Annotated in this window: 15 protein-coding genes and 1 pseudogene; 10 read left to right on the top strand and 6 right to left on the bottom strand. The window is 41.7% G+C overall.

The window, feature by feature from the left end; translation table 11 throughout:
- Window positions 1-16: 16 nt before the first annotated feature.
- Window positions 17-1,456, bottom strand: a complete 1,440-nt coding sequence (gene sufB / locus H6G28_RS13815; protein ID WP_190594866.1) for a Fe-S cluster assembly protein SufB — start codon at window positions 1,454-1,456, stop codon at window positions 17-19.
- A 225-nt stretch (window positions 1,457-1,681) separates the two neighbouring features.
- Between sufB and sufR the strand changes: the two genes are divergently transcribed.
- From sufR to H6G28_RS13790, 6 genes and pseudogenes are all read left to right on the top strand, one after another.
- Window positions 1,682-2,386 carry an iron-sulfur cluster biosynthesis transcriptional regulator SufR gene (sufR, locus tag H6G28_RS13810; RefSeq protein WP_190594865.1) on the top strand — a complete coding sequence of 235 codons (705 nt, stop codon included), beginning with the start codon at window positions 1,682-1,684 and terminating at the stop codon, window positions 2,384-2,386.
- Window positions 2,387-2,626: 240 nt separating this feature from the next.
- The gene (locus H6G28_RS13805) at window positions 2,627-2,887 is read left to right on the top strand and encodes an NDH complex assembly factor CRR9 (protein WP_190594864.1); all 261 of its coding nucleotides are present in this window, start codon (window positions 2,627-2,629) and stop codon (window positions 2,885-2,887) included.
- Between the two features lie 313 nt (window positions 2,888-3,200).
- A complete protein-coding gene (locus H6G28_RS13800) occupies window positions 3,201-3,776 on the top strand; it encodes a sigma-70 family RNA polymerase sigma factor (RefSeq protein ID WP_190671422.1) in 576 nt (191 codons plus the stop codon).
- A gap of 59 nt (window positions 3,777-3,835) precedes the next feature.
- A complete protein-coding gene (locus tag H6G28_RS13795; protein WP_190671420.1) occupies window positions 3,836-4,453 on the top strand; it encodes a cupin domain-containing protein in 618 nt (205 codons plus the stop codon).
- A 27-nt stretch (window positions 4,454-4,480) separates the two neighbouring features.
- Window positions 4,481-4,582 (top strand): annotated as a pseudogene (locus tag H6G28_RS36845) (UDP-glucose 4-epimerase); the annotation flags it as partial.
- A gap of 258 nt (window positions 4,583-4,840) precedes the next feature.
- The gene (locus H6G28_RS13790) at window positions 4,841-5,296 is read left to right on the top strand and encodes a hypothetical protein (RefSeq protein WP_190671418.1); all 456 of its coding nucleotides are present in this window, start codon (window positions 4,841-4,843) and stop codon (window positions 5,294-5,296) included.
- A gap of 24 nt (window positions 5,297-5,320) precedes the next feature.
- On the opposite strand, the gene H6G28_RS13785 is transcribed toward H6G28_RS13790, so the two are convergent.
- The 4 genes from H6G28_RS13785 to H6G28_RS13765 all read right to left on the bottom strand — a co-directional run bounded on the left by H6G28_RS13785 (window position 5,321) and on the right by H6G28_RS13765 (window position 14,230).
- Entirely contained in the window at window positions 5,321-9,298 is a 3,978-nt protein-coding gene (locus H6G28_RS13785; RefSeq protein ID WP_242054574.1) for a tetratricopeptide repeat protein, read from the bottom strand.
- A 191-nt stretch (window positions 9,299-9,489) separates the two neighbouring features.
- Window positions 9,490-11,577 carry an acylase gene (locus H6G28_RS13775; protein ID WP_190671417.1) on the bottom strand — a complete coding sequence of 696 codons (2,088 nt, stop codon included), beginning with the start codon at window positions 11,575-11,577 and terminating at the stop codon, window positions 9,490-9,492.
- A gap of 724 nt (window positions 11,578-12,301) precedes the next feature.
- Window positions 12,302-13,678, bottom strand: a complete 1,377-nt coding sequence (locus H6G28_RS13770; RefSeq protein WP_190671415.1) for an NAD(P)/FAD-dependent oxidoreductase — start codon at window positions 13,676-13,678, stop codon at window positions 12,302-12,304.
- A gap of 312 nt (window positions 13,679-13,990) precedes the next feature.
- The gene (locus H6G28_RS13765; protein ID WP_190671413.1) at window positions 13,991-14,230 is read right to left on the bottom strand and encodes a hypothetical protein; all 240 of its coding nucleotides are present in this window, start codon (window positions 14,228-14,230) and stop codon (window positions 13,991-13,993) included.
- A 566-nt stretch (window positions 14,231-14,796) separates the two neighbouring features.
- Between H6G28_RS13765 and H6G28_RS13760 the strand changes: the two genes are divergently transcribed.
- Both H6G28_RS13760 and H6G28_RS13755 read left to right on the top strand, forming a co-directional pair.
- A complete protein-coding gene (locus tag H6G28_RS13760; protein WP_190671411.1) occupies window positions 14,797-15,870 on the top strand; it encodes a WGR domain-containing protein in 1,074 nt (357 codons plus the stop codon).
- 36 nt (window positions 15,871-15,906) lie between these two features.
- Window positions 15,907-16,920 carry a DUF6745 domain-containing protein gene (locus H6G28_RS13755; RefSeq protein ID WP_190671409.1) on the top strand — a complete coding sequence of 338 codons (1,014 nt, stop codon included), beginning with the start codon at window positions 15,907-15,909 and terminating at the stop codon, window positions 16,918-16,920.
- A gap of 500 nt (window positions 16,921-17,420) precedes the next feature.
- Here H6G28_RS13755 and H6G28_RS13750 read toward each other — a convergent pair whose 3' ends face one another.
- The gene (locus tag H6G28_RS13750) at window positions 17,421-19,598 is read right to left on the bottom strand and encodes a GUN4 domain-containing protein (RefSeq protein ID WP_190671407.1); all 2,178 of its coding nucleotides are present in this window, start codon (window positions 19,596-19,598) and stop codon (window positions 17,421-17,423) included.
- Between the two features lie 390 nt (window positions 19,599-19,988).
- Between H6G28_RS13750 and H6G28_RS13745 the strand changes: the two genes are divergently transcribed.
- Both H6G28_RS13745 and H6G28_RS13740 read left to right on the top strand, forming a co-directional pair.
- The gene (locus H6G28_RS13745) at window positions 19,989-21,029 is read left to right on the top strand and encodes a sulfonate ABC transporter substrate-binding protein (protein WP_242049248.1); all 1,041 of its coding nucleotides are present in this window, start codon (window positions 19,989-19,991) and stop codon (window positions 21,027-21,029) included.
- 180 nt (window positions 21,030-21,209) lie between these two features.
- On the top strand, window positions 21,210-22,919 hold the full coding sequence (locus H6G28_RS13740; RefSeq protein WP_190671403.1) for a fumarate reductase/succinate dehydrogenase flavoprotein subunit: 1,710 nt from the start codon (window positions 21,210-21,212) through the stop codon (window positions 22,917-22,919).
- Window positions 22,920-22,923: the final 4 nt, after the last annotated feature.

Here is a 22,923-nt window from a genome sequence, read left to right as displayed (position 1 = left end):
TTTGCGGTTCGTTTAATTACCCAACACTACCTTCCAACTTCAAACTCAACAACTTATCAGCCTCCACCGCAAACTCCATAGGTAGCTGATTAAACACATCCTTACAGAAGCCGCTAATCATCATCGAAATCGCATCTTCCGCAGAAATGCCACGTTGAGCAAAGAAAAATAGCTGATCTTCGCCGATTTTAGAAGTTGAAGCTTCATGCTCCACTTTCGCCGTATTATTTTGTACTTGAATATAAGGGAAAGTATTGGCGTGGGCATTATCCCCAATTAACATCGAGTCGCACTGAGAATAATTTCTTGCGCCTTCAGCCTTGGGATTTACCTTCACCAAACCGCGATAACTGTTACTAGACTTACCTGCGGAGATTCCTTTAGAAATAATCGTACTGCGAGTATTCTTACCGACGTGAATCATCTTCGTCCCGGTGTCGGCTTGCTGCATATTGTTGGTTAACGCCACCGAGTAAAATTCACCCACAGAATTATCGCCAACTAACACGCAGCTAGGATACTTCCAAGTAATTGCGGAACCAGTTTCTACCTGAGTCCAGGAAATCTTAGAATTTACACCTTGACACAAGCCGCGCTTGGTAACAAAGTTGTAAATCCCGCCTTTACCGTTAACATCACCGGCGTACCAGTTCTGCACGGTAGAATATTTAATTTCCGCGTTATCCAAAGCCACAAGTTCCACTACTGCGGCGTGGAGTTGGTTGCTGTCATACATTGGCGCGGTGCAACCTTCCAGGTAAGAAACATAGCTACCTTCTTCAGCCACAATCAAAGTCCGTTCAAATTGTCCCGTATCGCCAGAGTTGATGCGGAAGTAGGTAGACAATTCCATTGGACATTTCACGCCTTTGGGAATGTAGACAAAGGAACCATCGCTGAAAACAGCAGCGTTTAAAGCTGCAAAATAATTGTCAGCAATGGGGACAACACTACCCAAATATTTTTTGATTAACTCTGGGTGTTCCCGCAGTGCTTCAGAAATGGAACAGAAGATAACGCCATCTTTAGCTAATTTTTCTTTGAAGGTTGTAGCTACAGAAACGCTATCAAAAATCGCATCTACGGCGACATTGGCCAGTCGCTTTTGTTCAGAAAGGGGAATACCCAGTTTCTCGAAGGTTTCCAGGAGTGTCGGATCTACTTCGTCCAAGCTGTTGAGTTTTTCTTTCTTTTGCTTGGGCGCAGAATAGTAAATGATATCCTGATAATTAATTGGCGGATATTTGACGCTAGGCCATGTTGGTTCTGTCATTTTTAGCCACTGGCGATAGGCTCTCAGACGAAATTCCAGCATGAATTCCGGCTCATTCTTCTTCGCGGAAATCAAGCGGATAACGTCTTCATTGAGTCCACGCGGGATGGTATCGGCTTCAATTTCGGTGACAAAGCCGTACTTGTAAGGTTGGTTAACTAGGGATTTGACAGTGGCACTCATCTGTAATAATCTCTCGTGTTCCGAAATGGGATCTCTTGAAGGATGGAAGACGGGCTGGTTTCTCGCCGATGCCGGTCTCGCTTTACCGAGTGGTTTACACGGCTGTTACAATAAGGATGAAGATTAAAACAACATCCATGTTGTTTAACGTATCTTCATTTTACGCTAGATTAACAACAATGATGTTGTTAAAGTCAAATTTTCTCAAAAAAATTTAGGACGACGATGGCGACTACCCAGCAGTCCTCAACCAAGCAAGAGATTCTCGAATATCTGCTCAAACACTCACAAGCAACTGCTTTTGAGCTTTCCGATGTTTTAAATGTTAGTCCCCAAGCAATTCGTCGCCATCTTAAGGATTTAGAGGCGGAAGAATTGATTGTCTATGCGTCAACGACGCAGGCGGGAATGGGGAGACCACAGCATATTTATCAGTTAAGTCGTCAGGGACGCGATCGCCTGCATCGGACAACAAGCGATCGCTTTGGTGATGGTTACGGCGAATTTGCAGTTTCGCTGTTGGATACCCTAGCCGAAACCGTCGGCCACGACAAAATGAAGACGATTTTACAAAAACAATGGGAACGTAAAGCCCAAGAGTACCGCGATCGCGTCGGTCAAGGTTCGTTAAAAGAGCGGGTGGAAACTTTAGTTCAGTTACGCAAAGCCGAAGGATTCATGGCAGAATATCACTCTGTAGAAGTAGATGATGATCGCCCGACTGATAGGGTAGGCGATCGCTTTGTTTTAATAGAACATAATTGTGCAATTTCCAACGTTGCTGAATCTTTTCCTAGCGTTTGTGGTCATGAACTGGAAATGTTTGCGGCTGTACTGCCAGACTGTATAGTAGAACGTACCCACTGGATTATTAACGGTGAACATCGTTGTGGCTATTTAGTCCAAGCTCGCAAGCCAGAACAGAATTAATTTATCAAGTCTGAAGTTTGAAATTTTAAGAAAAATACTTACTCAGCACCAATGGTAGAGGCTAAAAGATAAACAACAGTTAAGCATATAAAACCAAGAGACTGGAAGTCTAGGGCTATAAAAACAAAGCCTTCCTAGCCTATCGGCAACGGCAAAGCTGAACGCAGGCTAATTGTATGATGATTTGGTATAAGATGATTCCAAACTTTATACTTCATAATTCATACTTCATACTTTTCTATGGATTTACCATCTCAGCAACCATCAACACAATTTTTAACCCTGGAAGAGTCAGCACAAGTTGACGGTGCTTTACTATCTTCACCAGAAAAGTTTTTAACAAGATTGACAATTTCATCACAAAAACTCTTGAAGCAAATTGCTCAAGAATACAATGTGAATGTTGAAGATTTAACAACAAAGCAAATTATTAGTTGGTTTGAGAAAGATAGCAAAATTAGACGAGAGCAAGGAATTGAAGCTTCATTTTTGAAGTGGTAAATAATTGAGTCAAGTAATTTTGGATTTTAGATTTGCGATTTTGGATTGACCCCGACCACAAGGGTGCGGGGCTTGGGGATTTTGGATTAACGATTTTAGATTTTTACAGACACATGGGGTGGGGCTTGTACCCTAAAGAATCCAAAATCCAAAATCTAAAATTCGGAGGGTAAACTGAATCTGATATTTCTTAAACATTCGTTACCTTAATTGTTTCAGTATGTTTGCGAACTCTTAAAAGTGCTTGGAATGTAGTCAAAAGCTCGGTATACTTCGCAGTGATACCCAGAACTCAATCACTAACCAACTCTGAATGGAGAGTTTATTTACTACTACTGATGTTTTACTGATCACCAAAATTGTCCAAAAAGACCAATCGGCGTTATCTGCTCTCTACGATCGCTATGGCAAAATTATTTATGCGATCGCCTTTAAAAGCCTGAAGTCATTAGAAGAGAGTGAAGAGGTGGTATTGGATGTTTTCGCTCAAGTGTGGCGAATTGCCGAGCGATACGATACACAAAAAGGTAGAGTAGATACTTGGTTATTTACCATTGCGCGTAGTCGCATCCTTGATCGTCTACGCAAACTGCAACGCACTCACGTATCTACTACCTTTTCTTTGGATACCACAGAAATTCAGCCCCAAGCCGATAACATAGACTTGTTTGAGTCAGTATTTATTTCTGAACGGCGGAGTCGGGTAATCGCAGCCATGAAAAAATTACCAGATGAACAACGACTGGTAATTGAATTAGCATATTATCAAGGATTGACTCAAAGTCAAATTGCAGAGGCAACAGGTGTATCGTTGGGAACAGTCAAAACTAGAATTCGGCTAGGATTAAAAAAGTTACAATCTATTTTTGTCACTGAGGAAGAATTTTAAGTTAGTGTCTTGCCAAATCTATACACGACTTATTTAGTATTAAATTAAACTAGAACTCGATGATACACCGCAATTCTGAAAACCACTGCTTTTGTGAACTAGCTCCCTTGTATGCCCTTGATTTGTTGGATGAACAAGAGCGAAATTGGGTTGAGCAGCAAATAGCAGAGTGTCCAGAATTAGCCGCAGAGTTAGCAGAGTATGAGTTGGCAGTGACGGCAATTTCTTATACTACTCCTACTGTGCCAATGGCGACAGATTTAAAAAATCGCCTGTTTGAGCGTTTAGATTTAGATACTCCAGCACCAACCCCAGCACAGGAAGCAGTAACACCGCCTGGATGTTTCGCGGTGCGATCGCAAAATTTGAATTGGCAACCACATGATGTCCCTGGTGTGAAAATCGCCATTTTACACATTGATCAAGTCAAGCGCGAAGTCGTCGGATTATTTCACGCTGATCCTGGTATTCATTATCCTTGTCATCGTCATGCCGCAATTGAAGAAATCTATATGATTTCCGGGGATTTGGTGCTTGATAATCAGGTTTACGGTGCAGGAGATTACATCCGTTCCGAACCTGGTTCAGTGCATAGCCCCTATACGAATGGTGGTTGTATGTTTTACTTTCATACCTCAATGGATGATGAATATCCTAGTACAACAAGGCAAAAGTAAAAAAGCTCATATCACAAGCCTTTACCTGCGGATATATCCCAAGCGCAGAAAATTTTAGGATATCAGCCACAAGTGTTGCAGCGAGAGGGGTTAACACAAGAATGGCAGTGGGTGAAGGGATTAGATTAAATGAGCAAGATTTGGATGTAATGCGATCGCATTTTAGGAGTAAAAGTCACAAATCTCTGAAAACTCCAGCGATCGCTGTATCTTAGAAGCATTATTCTTAGGTCAGTGAAACTAAGAATATGGCGGTTCTTACTTGCCTATAATACAGTCGGAACCCCACCCCGCATTTGCTAACGCAAACGCTCCCCTCCCCGCAAGCGGGGAGGGGTTGGGGGTGGGGTTGAAATCTACCTCATCCAACCGAGAACCGCTATATCTATGGATACTCAACTAACTAGTAATGAAATTAATGCCGCACGAGAGTTATTAAGCAATTACGCCCCAGCACAGCACGCATTAGATATTTTAGAGAAACACAACGGTTATTGTGATAGTTCTTTTGATGAACTGTGGGTAGAGCAAAATGGTGTGGTAGTAATGCCAGAGGGTAAATCGCTTTGGCAAACAACGCTGAAAGTATTGCGTCAGGAACTCTGCGGTGATGAAGGCTTTCGCGGTCAACTCAAGGAGTATACTAAAAATCCCGGTAGTACACCTTTGCTGACAGGGTTGATTGTTTCTTTGGTGGGTGTAGCAACAGCACATGGTTTACCTCTAGACCCTGCGATCGCTACTGTGATTGTGTTGTATATTCTTAAAATCGGACTCAGTATATTTTGCGACCACACCGAACCACCTGCTGGTAATTCTGGCACTCTCCCGCCAGTAAACTAATTTTTCTGGAAATCTCCTGAGTTATCACCCCTCATCTTCATTACCTGACTCAAAACGCTGCCTCACTTCCTCCACCGACACGCCAAAAATCTCGGACACGACTGCTAATAAACTTTTATCTTGAGTAATTTGGTATAAACGAGCAAGATTACGAACAGAAATTCCTAAACGATATTTATCATTAAACTCAGCCATAATCTGTAAATCTTGCAGATAATTCGCTTTCGCTGACTCCAGTTCTCCTAATTCTTCTGCAAGTCTACCAAGGTGAAAATAGACTCTAGCACAACTATAGCGATCGCCAAATTCTATCTTAATATCCAAAGCCTGTTGATAATTGCGCCTCGCCTGTTCAAATTCCCGCAATTCTTCGGCAACTCTTCCCAACTGGTGGTAGATTCTAGCACCATTATAGCGATCGCCATATTCGATTTTAATATCCAAAGCCTGTTGATAATTGCGCCTCGCCTCTTCAAATTCCCGCAATTCTTCGGCAACTGTTCCCAACTGGTGGTAGGTGCTGGCACAATTATAGCGATCGCTATATTCGATAAAAATATCCAAAGCCTGTTGATAATTGCGCTTTGCTTCTGCAAATTCCCGCAACTCTTGGGCAACTCTTCCCAACTGGTGGTAGGTGCTGGCACAACTATAGCGATCGCTATATTCGATAAAAATATCCAAAGCCTGTTGATAATTGCGCTTTGCTTCTGCAAATTCCCGCAACTCTTGGGCAACTCTTCCCAACTCGTGGTAGGTGCTGGCACAACTATAGCGATCGTCATATTCGATTTTAATATCCAAAGCCTGTTGATAATTGCGCCTTGCTTCTTCAAATTCCCGCAACTCTTGGGCAAACATTCCCAACTGGTGGTAGGTTCTAGCACAACTATAGCGATCGCCATATTCGATACTTATATCCAAAGCCTGTTGATAATTGCGCCTCGCCTCTTCAAATTCCCGCAACTCTTGGGCAACTCTTCCCAACTGGTGGTAGGTACGGGCAATAGACAGTTTCTTCCTTCTCAATTCTATATTTTTAATATTTTCTAGTATATCTAGTTCTTTCTGATATGATTGTTTGGCTTTTTGATACTGTTTATTTTGTAAGTAACTCTTTGCTAGTAAATCAATAGCACCAACTATTTCATCGCCATTTTCACCTTGTATAAATGCTAGTGGATACTTTTCAACAAATCGGTAAATATCTTCTGCTAACTTCAGGTTACTTTGTTTATCACTAATTAGCTCAAAGTAATTATCTAAACAAAAATATATACTGATACTTTCTTGCTTCTCTAAACAAATCTGCAACGCATTGTAGAGGTTTTCATATTCCAGCCTACAGAAGAATATCCCCAATTGCCGCTCTTGAGCATCTTTAGAATCCATCAACTGATTATAGGAACGCGCCAAACCTTGATAGTGGTTTTTAAATCCCTCACGCAAAGCTGTATGAGTTGCTTCATCGAGAGTATCTAACTTAGTCTTCAAAAAATAAGGAAAAACAGGTTGAATCGTCAACAAACGCGATTCTTCATCCATTGGTGAAAGCAAACCCCAGTTAATTGCCTCTTGAATTGCATCGCTGAATTTATCAAAAGGATAATCTTTTAATGGCTCAAAACTTTGTAATTGCTGAACATAATGGGGAATACCAGTAGTATAAATAAACTTACTAAATTGAGCCAAACACAGCAGCAATTTTTGTGCTTCCGGCGATAAATTACTGTGAGAATATTCTACACATCGCAAAATACTTTCGGTCTTCTCTTTACTCCCCGAATCTATACCCTCAAACCCTTCTTTTAACCCCTGCAAAATTTCCTGTGGTGATTGCTTTCGCAAATTTGCTAACACAACTTGCATCGCTAAGGGATATCCTGCTAACAAATTCATCAACTTCTGAAAATCCCCATCTTGGCGAATCTCAGCAATCTTATTTTGGGTTACATTCCGTTCTAAAATTTTCTCTGCTAATTCCGTCCGGGCTTCTCTATCTAAGCCGCGCAACTCATAAATATTGTGTTTAAATGTCGTAGGTTGCAACCAATCTTCCCGACTGCGAGAACCTAAAACAACTTTGGTATTCCCACCTTGCAACCGCCCTAAAAAATCGCGGATTTGATTACGTTCTATTTCTGGTAAAGTATTTGGAATTGCTAATTGCTGCCCTGTCACCGATTCTAAGTTATCTAAAATCAAAGCGTAAGTTTCAGCCCGCAGTTTTGCGACTAATTTTTGTACCTGCGCCGCCTGACTCATGGCTTGAAACTGGGCTTGTTCAAATCTGCCATATACCTGCTTACCAATTTCAAACAAAATTTGTGTGAGTGTCCACGCTTTTTCGTCATAGCCAAAATAAAAGACATTCTTGACAAAATTTGTGCGTTGCCACCATTCCCGCAGATAATTTAACAGCGTAGTTTTCCCCGTTCCCCCCATTCCCTGCAACAATAAAATGTTATGCCTGAGTACAGCCTTCTCAATTTTGAGTATCTCTAAATCCCGCCCGACAAAACCATATTCTGGCAACGGGAAGCGATACTGACTGCCAAAAGTTTCCCAATATTCTTCTTCTTTTTCTGGTGTAAACTCGCCTAAATTAAAATTCACTGTCCGATTGCAATACACCACAGGTAGCAACCAATCTTCTAAATCAATCGACTTAATATAAGCTTTGCGTGATTTATTATTAAACAATTCCCGCCGACTCAAGCGAATCGCTTCAGTGATGGGTTTGTTATTAAATAAATGGCGATAAAGTTGTTCCATCATCAACTTAGCCGCCGACACGGTGACAGAATACCCCATCGCCACTACCATCTGCATTCCCGCCGTCATTAACCGACTTCCTAAGCTGGTTTCCCGGATATCTTCGTTGCTATTTATAGCCTCGGAAAACCCCACCCCGGCTGCGCCACCCCTCCCCGCAAGCAGGGAGGGGTTAAGAGAGAAAATCTGATTAGCTTCGTTGACTACGGAGTTGGGTAAAGGCTGAACATTAGCATTATCATTCACCCCCGCCTCGCCTACGGAATTAACCTTAGCCCCCTCATCGCCTGCGGGGAGGGGGTTGGGGGTGGGGTTCTTCACCTGCTTCGCCGACTGACAAGCATTGAGAATACAAACGGGAATCCCCTTCCCTGTGAGTAAATCTGCTAACTCCTGCGCCTCGACTAAATCAACTTTTCCCTGAGTCTCGCCTTCAAAAGCCAAAAACGCCTTTACGCCATCAAATTTCTGCCAATCACTCCGCCCATAGCGCCCTCTATATAAATAGCGTCCGGGTTTTTTGGGTTTTTGTGTCTGTTCATAAGTCATCAGCGCCCCATGACAATCTAAATGGATGACATGGTAATATCCCGCCCCTTTCGCTTCCAAATGCTGAGATAAAGCTTGGTAAGTTCCGGGGCGCAGCAATTCGACATTCACCCGCAAGTGACTATTTTCAATCAACTCCAGCAATGGGCGAGAAATTGTTCGATAACCTACGTCTTGTTCTTCATCGGGACGCGCCACCACTACTAATAGATTAATTGTGGGGGAAGTTTGCACATCTGCATAGATGGGTGCTGGTTTATTACTCTTCCGCACCATTACACAATTCACTGCTAGGGGATAAGGTAAACCTGAGTCACGCAACGCTTCCCAATGCAGTGCTTGAAATTCTGGTGTTTTACCAACAATTTCAATTTGTAATTGATTTAAATTACCCCGCAAGAGTTGATATTGGCTGTAAGCATTGAAATCTATCCGAAAAACTTGCTTAAATAATTCTTCGCCATAAGTCTTAATACTAGCTGCTGCTGCTTCTGCCTTGACTGTATCCAACAGGGGAAAAATCAACCATTCCTCAAAATACCACTCTAGTTGTTTTTCTACCTTGGGTGAAAAAGGGTCGGTAATTTTTACTGGATACTCGCCTCTCCCATCAAAGCTGAGAATGGCATTAAATCCGCCTTCTGTTGTTGATTCTTCCCGAATTGTGATAGTTGGCATAGTGTAGCTGATGCTATTGGCGCATAGTCTTATGCTACACAACACAATCGTTTTTTCCGACACAGTTTGTTTGACCTCTCCCCCAACCCCTCTCCGACGCGGAGAGGGGAGTAAAGAAGTTGATAAAAAACTGATATTAGAAGTGAAAGTCACAAATTTCGGAAAACTCAAGCGATCGCTTGCTATAAATATCAGAAGACTTGACGCGCTTCTAAGTGGGCTGTAATTTCTTGGCGAGTGCGCCAAACAGGACGCAATTCCTGACGAGCAAATAATGGTAGTTGATCGTCAATATGGGGTGAATTTGGTTGTGTAGCATTACCATAACTAGTAAGAGCCTTGGCTTTTACTGGTTGGGAAAACTCTACAGCCGCAACAAAAGAATCACCATTAAATGCTTGAAAGCGTCCATTATCCGCCGGGGCAAAATAGACGGTGCGGAAGATACCTTTTCCGCCATCACCACCATTAGCAGGTAAGTCTAAATTGCCATACCGCAATCTAAAAACCTCACCCCAAGGAACATCCAGAGTTCCATAGTTCTGTTCTATTTTTGTCGCTGCATCTACTAAAGCTTTGACTGCACTTTGTGAATCAGCCAAACCATCTGGTGTGCTGAGGGGAGATTTTTCACTCCAAGGAGTACTAAATACTGTATTCAAATCGAGATTATCTACCCAAGCGTTAAATAGTACAGCACCTCGACTATTGGCATTCGCTTGGCGATCCCATTTTGTCAATACTTCCGCAGCGCGGCGTGCTGTTTGATTGTCTTGTTTTTGGGCAGCAGGAATCAAATCATCGAGGATTCTTTCTGCTAGTTCCATTCGTGTCGAATGTTTGTAAGTAATCATTTCCTCAAAGGAAATACTCTCATCCTCCGCTAACATTTTGGCAGAACGTTGGGCGCGGAAATCCATTGGCCATTGTGGTGCCATATAAGGTGGATAATTTTCGGCTTTAATAGCGATAGGAAAAGTCGTAGTCCAAGGTGGGTCATTGGCATTTTGCAACCATCCACTAGGCGGGTCTATGACTCTGGGTAAGTCTCGATATGGGTGCATTTTCGTCCAGAGAGTTTTTGAGGTATCACCTGGAATAATGTTTTGCCAGTATGCAAAGTCTCCTTGTTGACGTACAGGAACCAGACCGTTAAATAGGTGCATAATATGGCCTTCACGGTCGGCATACAGAACAGTAAACATGGGTATTTGCAAGCGTTGTAATGCTTTTTGAAATTGGGTGAAATTTTTGGCGCTTGCCATATCCCACCACTGTTCTAAAATGCCGGGACTGTTTTGACCAACGACACGCAACGCGAGGGTTTTTCCTTCTTTGGCGCTAACTACAGGCCCATGAACCGAACTTTTGACTGTGAAAGTTTGCTTTTGGAAAGAACCATCTTTTTGCTTGATTTTTAAGGGAAAGTTCGTTGTTTCAAAAGGGCGAACTTTGTTATCGAAAAGATAACCATCTTGTTGTAATTTTAGTTCGTAAACATCCCAACCATCATGGGTGTTGACGGTATGCGTCCAACCTAAATTATCGTTGAAGGCGATCGCTAAAACAGGAACACCCACCAATGTTGCCCCATAGGCATCAATTCCAGGGGCAGTAATTTGGGCTTCGTACCATAAAAATAAATCTGCCCAAGGTAGGTGAGGGTTGGCTAATAGCATTGCTTTTCCACTAGCTGACCGTTTTGGTGCGATCGCCCAACCATTAGAACCAGGCGCAGATTTTGTATGATGTATATTACCAACCTGTCCCTGATCGACGACAAAAGTAAACAACATAACTCGCTGTAAATGTGCGAGTACATCTTGTGGTGTAACTGGCAATACTACTTTGACTTCATTGTCAATTAAATCAGGATACTTTTTAGCATAATTATTAATGCCATTGGCAAAAGCCTGGATATAATTCCGAAATGCAGGATTTTGGGCTGTGTACCAAGCATCAGCACGTTTGGGTACACCCATTGTCAAAACCCATTTGTCTGATTCGAGATAATCTTCTCCCCAATATTCTGCGGCTTTGCCTCGTGCTTGTCCGTAGAGACGCAATAGTAAGTTTCCGTGACTTTGCATCTGCGCCCATCCAAAAGCTTGGAAAGCATTTTGAGGATTATTCCCATAAATATGGGGTATACCGTAAGTATCCCACAGAATTTCTGTGGTTTTCGTGACTGAACTAATACTTGGACTACTGACTAATAAAGTCAAAAAAAGACCAATTAGAACAGGTAAGAATCTGCGTGATATTTTTTGCCACTGCATCAGGAACAGTGTTTTTTTTTAACAAAAGAGAACATTAGAGTTGGATTGTGCGTTGATTCGCCAAACTAATTGAGAGAATTTCTCAATTTCTCAAATACTCTAGTATCTTTTGGAAAAATGATCAATAGCTATTCAAAAATATTCTCAATAAGCTTATGCCCTCAGATTGAACAATTTTTACAGGCTAATGTCATATCCGGCAAATTCAGTTATGATTCAGCATATCTGTGCAGAAAGACAAAACTCTTTTTCTCCCTGCGTTCTACCATGTATGCACAAGTCAAAAATTTGTAGTATAAAACCCTATCCCGCCTTGAACTAAAGTTCCAAGCTCATAGCCAAAGTCCACAAAGAGTGGACTGTCAGACATTTTGAGTTGAGTCATCTTCAGATGACTTGCGCTATGAGACTCGGAATTCATTCCAAGGCGGGACAGATGGACTTAATCCAGATTTATGTGTACACCGCAGTTCCCTGCACCATTTAGCGTTGCTGATTAGTGGGATGTTTTTTGTTTCGCGCAAAGGCAAGGCAGCGCGTTGGGCGGGTTTCCCGACTTGTAGACGCGCTCTGCGCGGCTTCTCGCAGAGTAGCGACTGCCGCGCAAAGACGCAAAAAATTAATATTTTATTTTTGTTAAACATCTAAATTCATCCCGCATTTATGCAACGCCCACCATTTATGATAAGTCTGTTATCGGATACAATATAACTCAACTCTACTCCTAAACCCTTCGGTCTTTTAGACCTTCATCTCCTAACATCCGCAGTAATTTTCGCGCTACTAAAACACTAACTACCCCAGCACCAATTAATTCTACAGCCTGAACAACTTTCTTACCGACATTATGAGAGTCTAAATGGTGATGAAATATCTCTTCATCTAGCCATTCTGTCGTTGCTTTAAAGTCATGAATTGGGGTTGGTAATAGCGTTAAATAAGTACCTTGGCGAATTAAATGTGCGGGTTCTCCTGTAACTTCAAAAACGTTGAATAAATTTGCAGCAGCGTCATTAATGCCTAACTTTAATAGAGTACCTCGGATATTCACTCTAGCTGGTTTGGGGTCTTCTCCTAAAGCGATCGCTTTTAAATTCTGAGCAATACTTGTACCTTGTTGATAAGCAACTTGCGCTGTCGGTGGTAGGGAACTATCCATAACTGCTGCACAATCACCACCAGCAAAAACTTCGGGAAAATTGAGCAATTGCATCGTAGGAGAAACGAAGGGACGGTGATGATGATCACGATGTTCTTTGGGGATGGGTAAATCTTGAATTAGGGGATGGATTGAAGTACCAGCAGTCCAAACTGTTGTATGTGTTGCTAGAGTTTTAATTTCATTATTAGTTTTATATTCAATTGCATAAGGATGAACAGCAGTAGCTTCTGCTTGTGTAATAATTTCTATAGCTGTGCTACGTTTTTGTAATTCTTTTTCGGCAATTGGACGCAAAGGATCGTTAATATCTCCATCAAGAATGTTGTGACCATGATTGAGCAGAATCACTCGAATTTCTTGAGAATTACCACCTAAAGCTTTATACCAATGTGGGAGAAAATCAGCTAAAGTTGCAGCCATTTCCACACCAGAAGCACCACCACCAACTACAGCTACTGTTAACAGTTTGCGACGTTGTTCTATATCTTTTGTTTGAATAGCTGTTTGTAAACAATCACGTAAATGTTGATCCAGTGCGATCGCATCTGCTTGTGTCCAAAACGGAAAGGCATTTTCTTTAGCACCTGCAACTTGATGATAGCCAGTGACACTACCTAAAGCTAATACTAAGTTACTGTAATTGTAAGAGTTGCCCGAAACTAATTTGACTTCTCGTTGATGCAAATCTATTGACTGCACTGTATCTTGAACAAAGATGACACCACTGCCTTTTAGTAATTCCGAAAAACGCGGTACTACTTGAATAGAATCCATCTCGCCATCAAAATATTCATACAGCAATGGTTTAAAGCAAAATCGCTCATTGCTATCAATTAAAATTACCGAACGCGGATAATGTTGATGAGCTAAATTTAAGGCGGTAAATAATCCTGTAAACCCCCCGCCGATAATAATAGTTTGATAAACAGTACTATTCATAAAAATTATAATTTTTACAGATTGATTTTATCTAGTACAAAAAGTCAAAAGGAAAAATAAAGAATAGTCATACCACAAGCCTTTTAGCAATTTCTTATGGTCACTGAGCGTACTTGTACTGAGCGCAGCCGAAGTAGTCGAAGTAGTCGAAGTGTGGTTTATTTATTTGCTCTGACCTGTACTAAAGACATAGTAGAACATCAATTTTGACTCTGAAATACAGCAGTTTTCATCCCAATGAGGTAAATTCATCTAGCCTCTAACCTCTATAAACTTATACTTCACTCAACCCAAAAATACTGTATTGACCAATCAAATAAATAAAAAGAAAGTAATTAAGACTGCGCTCAAAGCAATGGCAAACATAATAGCGTATTCAACTCGACGGCTAAAAAATCCCACAGCCGCAACGAGGGCGATCGCTAGTCCAATAATGCCGACATATTGACCTTTCTGTAAATTTCTGGCTATCAGTGGGTCTTGGTTTGTCCCTGGTGGTGGAGTTTCTTTAATTGCTCTTGGTGGTGGTAATTCTTGTGCTAATAACTTCATAATTTTACCCTTAAAATAGTTTGAATTTTGATTAATGTTAAATAGAGTCATCAGTAAATATTTGAAGAAAAATCAAACTTTAAAAACTATCTTAGGGATGATTATTTATAAAAATGATGAATATACAGCGATTTTGAAGTAAGTGAGTTACACCAGAAGTATTAAGTAATGAGTAATGAGTAATAAGTAAATTTCTGACTCATTACTTTTTTCAATCAGTTGCTGTACCTCATAAATATCGAATCTATGGACAAATTTATCTGCGTCCATCCGCGTGCATCTGCGGTTAATTAAGTCTGACCTTATATGGTTCCTATGATAAAAATTTAGGTGTAGTTGGGTGGCGGAACGGAACCCAACATTCACGCATACTTTGTTGGGTTACGCTATCGCTACACTTAACCTACTATTCTCTTAACTGAACCGTATTGGGTTATAACAGAACAGTAAAAAATATTTGTACTTTTTGTTTAAGCTTATTTAGAAAAATTACTGAGGCTTTTAGACTGGCAAAGTGGTTTGAGAAGCCAGTCCAGCCTGATCTTTTCTGTAGAAGGAGCAGTTATATGGAAACGGAAACGACATATCTGGAGCTTTCCGATGGGAAGTCGCACAAGTTCTATGAAGTAACAATCAGCGATGTAGAAGTAACAGTACGCTATGGGCGAATTGGTGATTCAGGCAAAACAACTGTCACAACCTATGATAGTGCCCAAAAAGCGCAGGCAGAAGTGACAAAACTCGTTAATTCTAAGCTGAAGAAGGGTTATGAACGTGCAAAAAAAGGCGATCGCACCAAGCAACCAATTTCTCGAAGCGATCGCCGTTTGGCTCGATTAAACCATCTCCGGCGCACTGGCTGGAAACCTTTAATTAAACCGACTTTGGATGCACCCTTCGCATCTAAATATCTGGGTAAACCTTGGCTAAGTCCTGGTACAAATTATCCTCATTGTTCTCGTTGTGGAAAATCTCTAGACTTTCATGTGCAACTGAATTTGCAAGAATTACCTGAAAGCTTGCAAGGCAAATTTGGCACTGGACTATTTCAACTATTTTCCTGTTTCTCGTGCTATGTACAATTCCCCCAAATTGTGGCAATTCCTGAATCAGCAACGCCAACACCACCAGAGCCGGAAATGAGTGTAGAAGATGTTGCAAACCTCAGTACATGGACACCCTATGTAATTCAAACCAGTGGCATTGATGACTTTCATGGTCGCTATATGCTGCAAATTGTCGGATGGCAACCTTTTGATGACTATCCTTTCTATGAGGAAGCACAGGAAACCTATGGCACAGAATACACTGAATACGAAGAAATGCTAATCTTCCATGTTGATGCACAGGATTGTGAATACTACGAGGAAGACGACCCCGACAGACCGACAGCAATAGATATTCAATTAGCTTGGGATAGAACAGCAGATAAGCTTTCGGGGTGGGGCTACTGGGGACAACAAGTGGAGCATCAGTATTGTCGGATCTGTGGTCAACCCATGCAACTCTTTTATCAATTAGGTCAAGGTATTGAATACGAAGGCAACACTGGATTTGACTATGATAGGGATAATCTCTTGCTGGTGTTTCAGTGTGCCGAACACAAAGATGAATTTAGCTGCTATGGCAGTGCGTTTTAGTCAATAATTTTTTATTGCCTGCGTTTAGGAGATAGTATGGCTGAGAATTTGCCATCGTCAGAAACAGAACTCATTATCTCTCAAACTCAATCTCAGTGGCGTAATGTTTGTAGCACGCCCCTGGTTTTAGAGCAAGCTACAATTGCAATTCAGGCATTGTATAAATATGCCGAATTAGCGCAACCAGAAGTCCAATTTTTTGAGAGTCCAGCAGCCGCAAGACAGCAGATTGAACAACAAAGTATGCAATCTGACTGTATGTTAGCGGAGTTATGGGAAGTGTTACGCGAAGATTTGTGGCGATCGCTCTCACGTAGTTTAGGCACATTACAAACTGAATTAACCCACCGCATCAGAAATCCCCTCTCTGAACTATGGGAAGGCTCTTTTCAACGCATTATGTTGGATAGATTAACTGAGGTTTTAGGAGATTTTTTAGGAGATTGTTTATTACCAGAATGGGGTATTTGCTGGGCAGCAATGTTTACAGCAGCGCATCAGCTAGGAGTTCCACTGGCACAAGACAAATACAATCTGTTTTGCAACTATATGCAACAGGTAGGTTGGATGTTTCCTTATGAAGGAGTGGCGATCGCAATTTTGCGTCCTCTGATTCGCCGCAATAGTGCAGGGGAAATTCATGGCGAAGGAATTCTGGCAATCGAGTTTCCTGACGGTTATGGTGTCTATGCCTATCGGGGAATTCCTTTGCCAGAGAAGTATGGTAAAATCCACCCAACAAATTGGCGTGCTGAGTGGTTACTAGAACAACGAAATGCTGAACTACGGCGGGTTTTGATTCAAGGCATTGGCTATGAACGGATTTGTCAAGAGTTGCAAGCGAAGGAAGGCGACAACTGGCAAGAATACACCTTGCTGCAAATTGAGTCTGAGGTTGACATTGAACCTATACATTTGCTGAAAATGACTTGTCCCAGTACTGGCTTTATTCATGTATTGCGGGTTCCACCAGATATCAGTTCTGCCCGTGAAGCAATTTGCTGGGTAAATTGGGGGATCGATCCAACTGAGTTTGCTGTTCAAAGCTGATATTTATGCTGGTGCGATCGCCAAATTTGGGATCATCGTGGTCGGGTAGCAGGACTATATCCCTCTTCTGTCACTTTCCAGTTTCTCCTATTAATAAAAAGTTTTAAACATACGCTACATCAATAGATTCAGGTATTTGTCGTTAACATTTAGTCATCTTGTGGAATTTTAATTCAGAAAAAACTGGGCGATCGCCCACTGTATCAGAACTCTAGAATTCAGAAATGATAAAGCTTTTCGGAGAGTGACAGAAGAGGGTTATATTAGAAAATAAACGCTCAAACCCTTGTGATATACAAAGTTGAAAACTTAGCTCAGATTTTTATTTTTTCAGAGTGACAGAACAGGGTTAATTACTCAACAAAAAACGAAAGAATGATTTTGGAGGGGGTTTGGGGGACGCAACCGTCCCCCAATCGGGGGATTGGGGGAGAATCCCCCAAATCTTGCTCATTGTCTAATATGGTAGAGCAGAAATTGAGAAATCAAGTCTCATCACCTTAACTGAAGCGTGTTTGACAAACTTCTAGGCGTGAGAACAGATTAACGCATAATTGCCACCAATTAGCAGTAGCGATCGCACTATGCCATTCCCAAACGCCTAAGACTTTGACTCGCCAAACCGACTCAAAAAAGCCAAAAAACGGCAAATGTCCCATTGGTGCATCTTCTGTCCAAGTGAGGTTGTCATAACTCAGCCAAGCATCTTTTAAGCGCCAGCCAACTCGGTTAGCAAAATCAATGCAAGTTTCCGACGCTGCAACTTTGGCACTACCCAGCATTAAAGATAACACCGGGTCTGATGCAGAACTCGCAATGCTTTGGTAAATGCGTTGCTGGACACTGAAACCGAAGTGTCCGTGACTGTATTTTACCCAGAGGCGATCGATAGTCAGTAAATCAATACAAGGTAGGTTTTCTAAGCTCTGCAAATCAAGGTGGCGTTGTTGTTCTCTTTGCGCCATTTTTAATATCAGATTTGTGGTTTCTGCATCGGCTTCTAACCATCTACCAGCTTGTAATAAATCTCGCAATTGCGAGTAATCTATGCCTAAAGATGAACTTAAATCATCATCTTCTGTTGGTTGAGTAGAACTTTCAGTTACAAATGAATGCTTCTCTGGGAAAACTTCTATAATTCCTTGGGAACCAGATAACCAAAAGTATAGTTTAACTTCTCTGGATGCTAAATTGATTTGTAATTGAGTAATTAAACTAGCGGCTGTGAGTCCAGAAGATTGCTTATCTTGATTGAAGATATCTAATAAAGTCTTAGCAAAAGTCTCACTCGCATTATCTGGTGCTGTACTAGCTATTAAACATTGTCCGGCATCTGTGCCTAGTTGTAATTCCTCTACCCAATCGCGGATATTACTATCTGGGAACGGACAATCTAAAATAATAATTTGTTGTGACTTACACAGGCGTAACTGCTTGCGTAACCAAGCACGATGAATTACGGTATCATCAGCTAATACTAATACTGCTTCACCTGTGGATGTTTCTTGAACCTGTCCACGTAAATATAAAAATATTGTAGCAGTTTCTTGAATTTGATATTCTTTGGGAGATTCCGAGAAAGATTCGGCAAGTAAGCACTTTTGAATGGCTTTGCGGACATCTGACTTGATACTATTGCCACGCCCGTTCCAATAATTAATTTCAAAATTACCAGAATTGCTGAGTGTTTTGATGAAAGCAGAAGCACCTTTAATCTGAGAAAATCCATCAATAATTAAACCTTGGCGGGGATGACGTGTGGCACCTTTTTGATTTGGTTTTAGTCCTAAAATTACCTCACCCACACCTTCGACAATTCGCTTTGGTGTTTGTAAAGTATATTCCGAATGAATTTGATTTTCGCCTCTACCTTTTTTGAGTTGATTAATGACTCGCAATTGTTGATTAGCTTTATCTATATATGCCAGTGTTTGATGATAAACATAGCGGTACAAACCATCAGCTTCAATAATTCCCTGAGAATCTGCGGCTTCTCCCCGCAATCCGCGAATTAAATAGTAAGTGAAAACTCCGTGACCTAATTGGGTAAATTCCCAAGATTGTTGACCGCGATCGCAAGATAATAAAGCATAAAATCCCTTTCTCTTAGCTGCTCTTTGGCGGAGAATTTCTACTAATTCTTGTGTAGAATCTAGCAAAGGATTTTTTTCGCCCCTCGCCCCCACAAAAGTCAAATCACCACTGTGACAAGCATCTAACCAAACTAACTGTTGTTGGGCAGCACTATTTTCTAATATTTGCAATAATTCTTGTAATTGCAACCCAGTGTTAATTAAATTATCTTGTTGAGTGTCTTGCAAACACAAAACCACCTGTTTATCAGATGGTTCTAACATTCCATGACCAGAAAAATAAACTAATACCGTATCTATAGCTTGAGCCGTAGCCGCAATTTCTTTTAAACTATTGCGGACATTTTCTAATAAAGGTAAATTCTCACTATGATCACAATAAACTCGCAATTCTTTTTGAGGAAATCCTGCCGTTGCTGCACTTAACGCTGCACTTAAACCTTGGCAATCTTGTGCAGAATAACGTAAACAAGGTATGCGCTCATCTTGATATTGATTAACTCCCACTAACAACAGCCACAGTTTTGCTACACCAGTTTCTAGGTTGCGCGTAGAGTTACTAGTCCGAACACTTACTGGACACATCTATGAGAAGTTCCTCAACAAGAAAGCTAAGTGCATTGTATCTAGAGAAACCTATCTTAACGCTCAAAAGCTTACCAATCAACCCTTACTAGTCCAAAATCTAAAATCTTAAATCCAAAATGCTACTAGTAGTCTGCCAAGATAACTTTGCGTGGTGGCTGGCAGAGGGGCAGAGGGGCAGGGGAGAGAGTACCTTCATTCCCCCCTGCTCCCCTGCTCCCTTGCAGGGTCTACACAGCAATATTGGGTTGGTGAACTACTAGCTTGCAATTGTCGGCTATTTGTGTGAGTATGCTATCAAACTACGGTTAGTTGCTCGACTTGACGTATTATTAGATCACTTATAGCCTGAATATGCCTATGTTAATTAAGTATCTATCAAATAGACTGATGAAGATGTTCAGCAGTGTGCTGCAAAATTATGAACTATTGAGAATTAACACATTTGCTTTATTCTTTGCTGGCGGGTTGACGTTGGCTTTGGTGATGTCTGCGTGTTCTGCCAACAACGCGAGTAACTCCACTGCAACACCAACCGCCAACTCCAGTCCAACCAATCAAGGTGTCGTGATTCGTATTGGCTATCAAAAAGCAGCAACTATTCTCAGCGCGATGAAAGCTCAACAAGATTTAGAAAAGGCTGTTGCTGCGAGTGGTGCTTCCGTAATATGGTCAGAATTTCCTTCTGGCCCCCCAATGTTAGAAGCAATGAACGCTGGGAGTATTGATTTTGGCTACACAGGTGAATCACCACCAATCTTTGCCCAAGCAGCAGGTAATCCCTTAGTATATGTTGCTTACGACCCTTGGAGTCCCAAAGCCGAAGCAATTATTGTGCCAAAAAATTCCCCTATTCAAAGCCTTACAGACTTAAAAGGTAAACGAGTTGCGTTTGCCAAAGGTTCTAATACTAACTACTTATTAGTCAAAGCCTTAGAAAAAGGCGGAGTAAATTACAACGATATCAAACCTGCTTTTCTGCAACCGCCTGATGCGCGTGCGGCATTTGAGGGTAATAATGTTGATGCTTGGGCAATTTGGGACCCGTATTTAGCGGCGGCGCAAGCTGCTACAGGCGCACGTACCTTAACTGATGCAACTGGGTTAGCACCAAATCGCGGTTATTATTTAGCGGCGAAATCTTTTGTAGACAAGAACCCTGATGCTTTAAAAACAGTGTTGGAACAAGTCAAAAAAAGAAGCGACTGGGCAAAAAATAATCCTACCGAAGTCGCCAAATTTCTCGCGCCAGCATTGGGTATTGATGCTGGAGTTTTAGAAGTGGCAGAAAAACGCCGAGACTACGACGTACTACCGCTAACCGACGAAGTAATTCGCGCACAGCAGGAAATTGCCGATACTTTTTACAAAATCAAGCTGATACCGAAATCTGTCAATGTTAGCGAAATTGTTTGGAAGGCTAGAGGCTAGTACAACAAGGCAAAAGGCAAAAGAAAAAATCACGATACCACAAGCTTTTTAGCAATTACAGCCGGTCACTGAGCGTACTTGTACTGAGCGCAGCCGAAGTAGTCGAAGTGTGGTCTGTTTACTTACGCCAACCTGTAGTAGTAATTGTAATTTCCACTCCCCATTCCCCACTCCCTACTTATGGATATCAATACTCAACGCATAAAAACTGATGTACTCGTCATTGGTGGCGGTACTGCTGGCACAATGGCAGGTATTAAAGCCAAGCAGGCAAATCCTGATGCAGAGGTGCTGATATTAGAAAAAGCTAACATACGTCGGAGTGGTGCGATCGCAATGGGTATGGATGGAGTCAACACAGCCGTCATCCCCGGCCATTCCACACCAGAACAATACGTCCGGGAAATCACCTTAGCTAACGATGGCATTCTCAACCAAAAAGCTGTATATCAAACAGGTAAATTAGGTTATGAAGTCATCCAAGAATTAGAAAGTTGGGGCGTAAAGTTTCAAAAAGATGCCCAAGGTAACTATGACTTAAAACAGGTGCATCGTGTGGGTAAATACGTCTTACCTATGCCAGAAGGTAAAGACCTGAAAACTATTCTTACCAGACAAGTCAAGCGCCACAAAGTCAAGGTTACAAACCGTGTCATGGCTACCCGTGTCTTAGTCAAAGACGGACGTGCCATTGGCGCGGTTGGATTTGATGTCAGAAACGGCGACTATATAATCATTCAAGCCAAAGCCGTCATCCTCTGTACAGGTGCTTGTGGCAGACTCGGCTTACCCGCTTCCGGCTATCTCTACGGCACGTATGAAAATCCTACCAACGCTGGTGATGGCTATTCAATGGCTTATCATGCAGGCGCAGAACTCAGTAACATTGAATGCTTTCAAGTCAATCCCCTAATTAAAGATTACAACGGCCCTGCCTGCGCCTATGTCGCCGGGCCATTTGGCGCACATACAGCCAACGCCGAAGGAAATCGCTTCATTAGTTGCGACTATTGGAGTGGTCAAATGATGTTGGAAATCTGGAAAGAATTAAACTCAGGAAAAGGGCCAGTCCAACTCAAAATGACCCATCTTGATGAAGATACAATTGCCGAAATTGAATCCATACTTTGGGCAAATGAAAGACCAAGTAGAGAACGCTTTCATCAAGGTAGAAATGAAGATTACCGCACCCACGGCGTAGAGATGCACATTTCCGAAATCGGTTTATGTAGCGGTCATAGTGCTTCTGGTGTGTGGGTAAATGAAAATGCTCAAACTACAGTTCCCGGTTTATATGCAGCCGGAGACATGGCCAGCGTTCCCCATAATTATATGATTGGCGCATTTGTATTCGGTCGCATAGCCGGAACTCATGCCATTGATTATATCCAAGATTTAGATTTTATCGAACCAGATGCCGAGTTTTTAGAGACAGAAAAAGCCAGAATTTATGCCCCATTAACTCGACCGAATGGCATACCTCATACCCAAGTAGAATATAAACTCAGACGCTTAGTTAATGATTATCTCCAACCACCCAAATCAGGTAACAAAATTGAGATTGGTTTAAAACAGTTTGTCCAATATCAACAAACATTAGATTTAATGGGTGCGCGTGACCCCCATGAATTAATGCGTTCTCTGGAAGTACATTTTATTCGAGACTGTGCAGAAATGGCAGCCAGAGCATCATTATATCGCCAAGAAACTCGTTGGGGGCTTTATCATTACCGCTTAGATTATCCCGAAAAAAATGATGATGAATGGTTCTGTCATGTCAATTTAAAGAAAGATGAATCAGGACAAATGGTATTGTTCAAGCGTCCTGTAGATCCTTACATTGTCGAAGTAGACACAACCAAAGAACTATACAATGTAACTGTAAAGTGAGGCA

This window comes from Nostoc sp. FACHB-190 (assembly GCF_014696905.1).
GTDB lineage: Bacteria > Cyanobacteriota > Cyanobacteriia > Cyanobacteriales > Nostocaceae > Nostoc_B.
The sequence above is the reverse complement of the archived record's forward strand: the minus strand, read 5'-3'. Positions and strand labels throughout refer to the sequence as shown.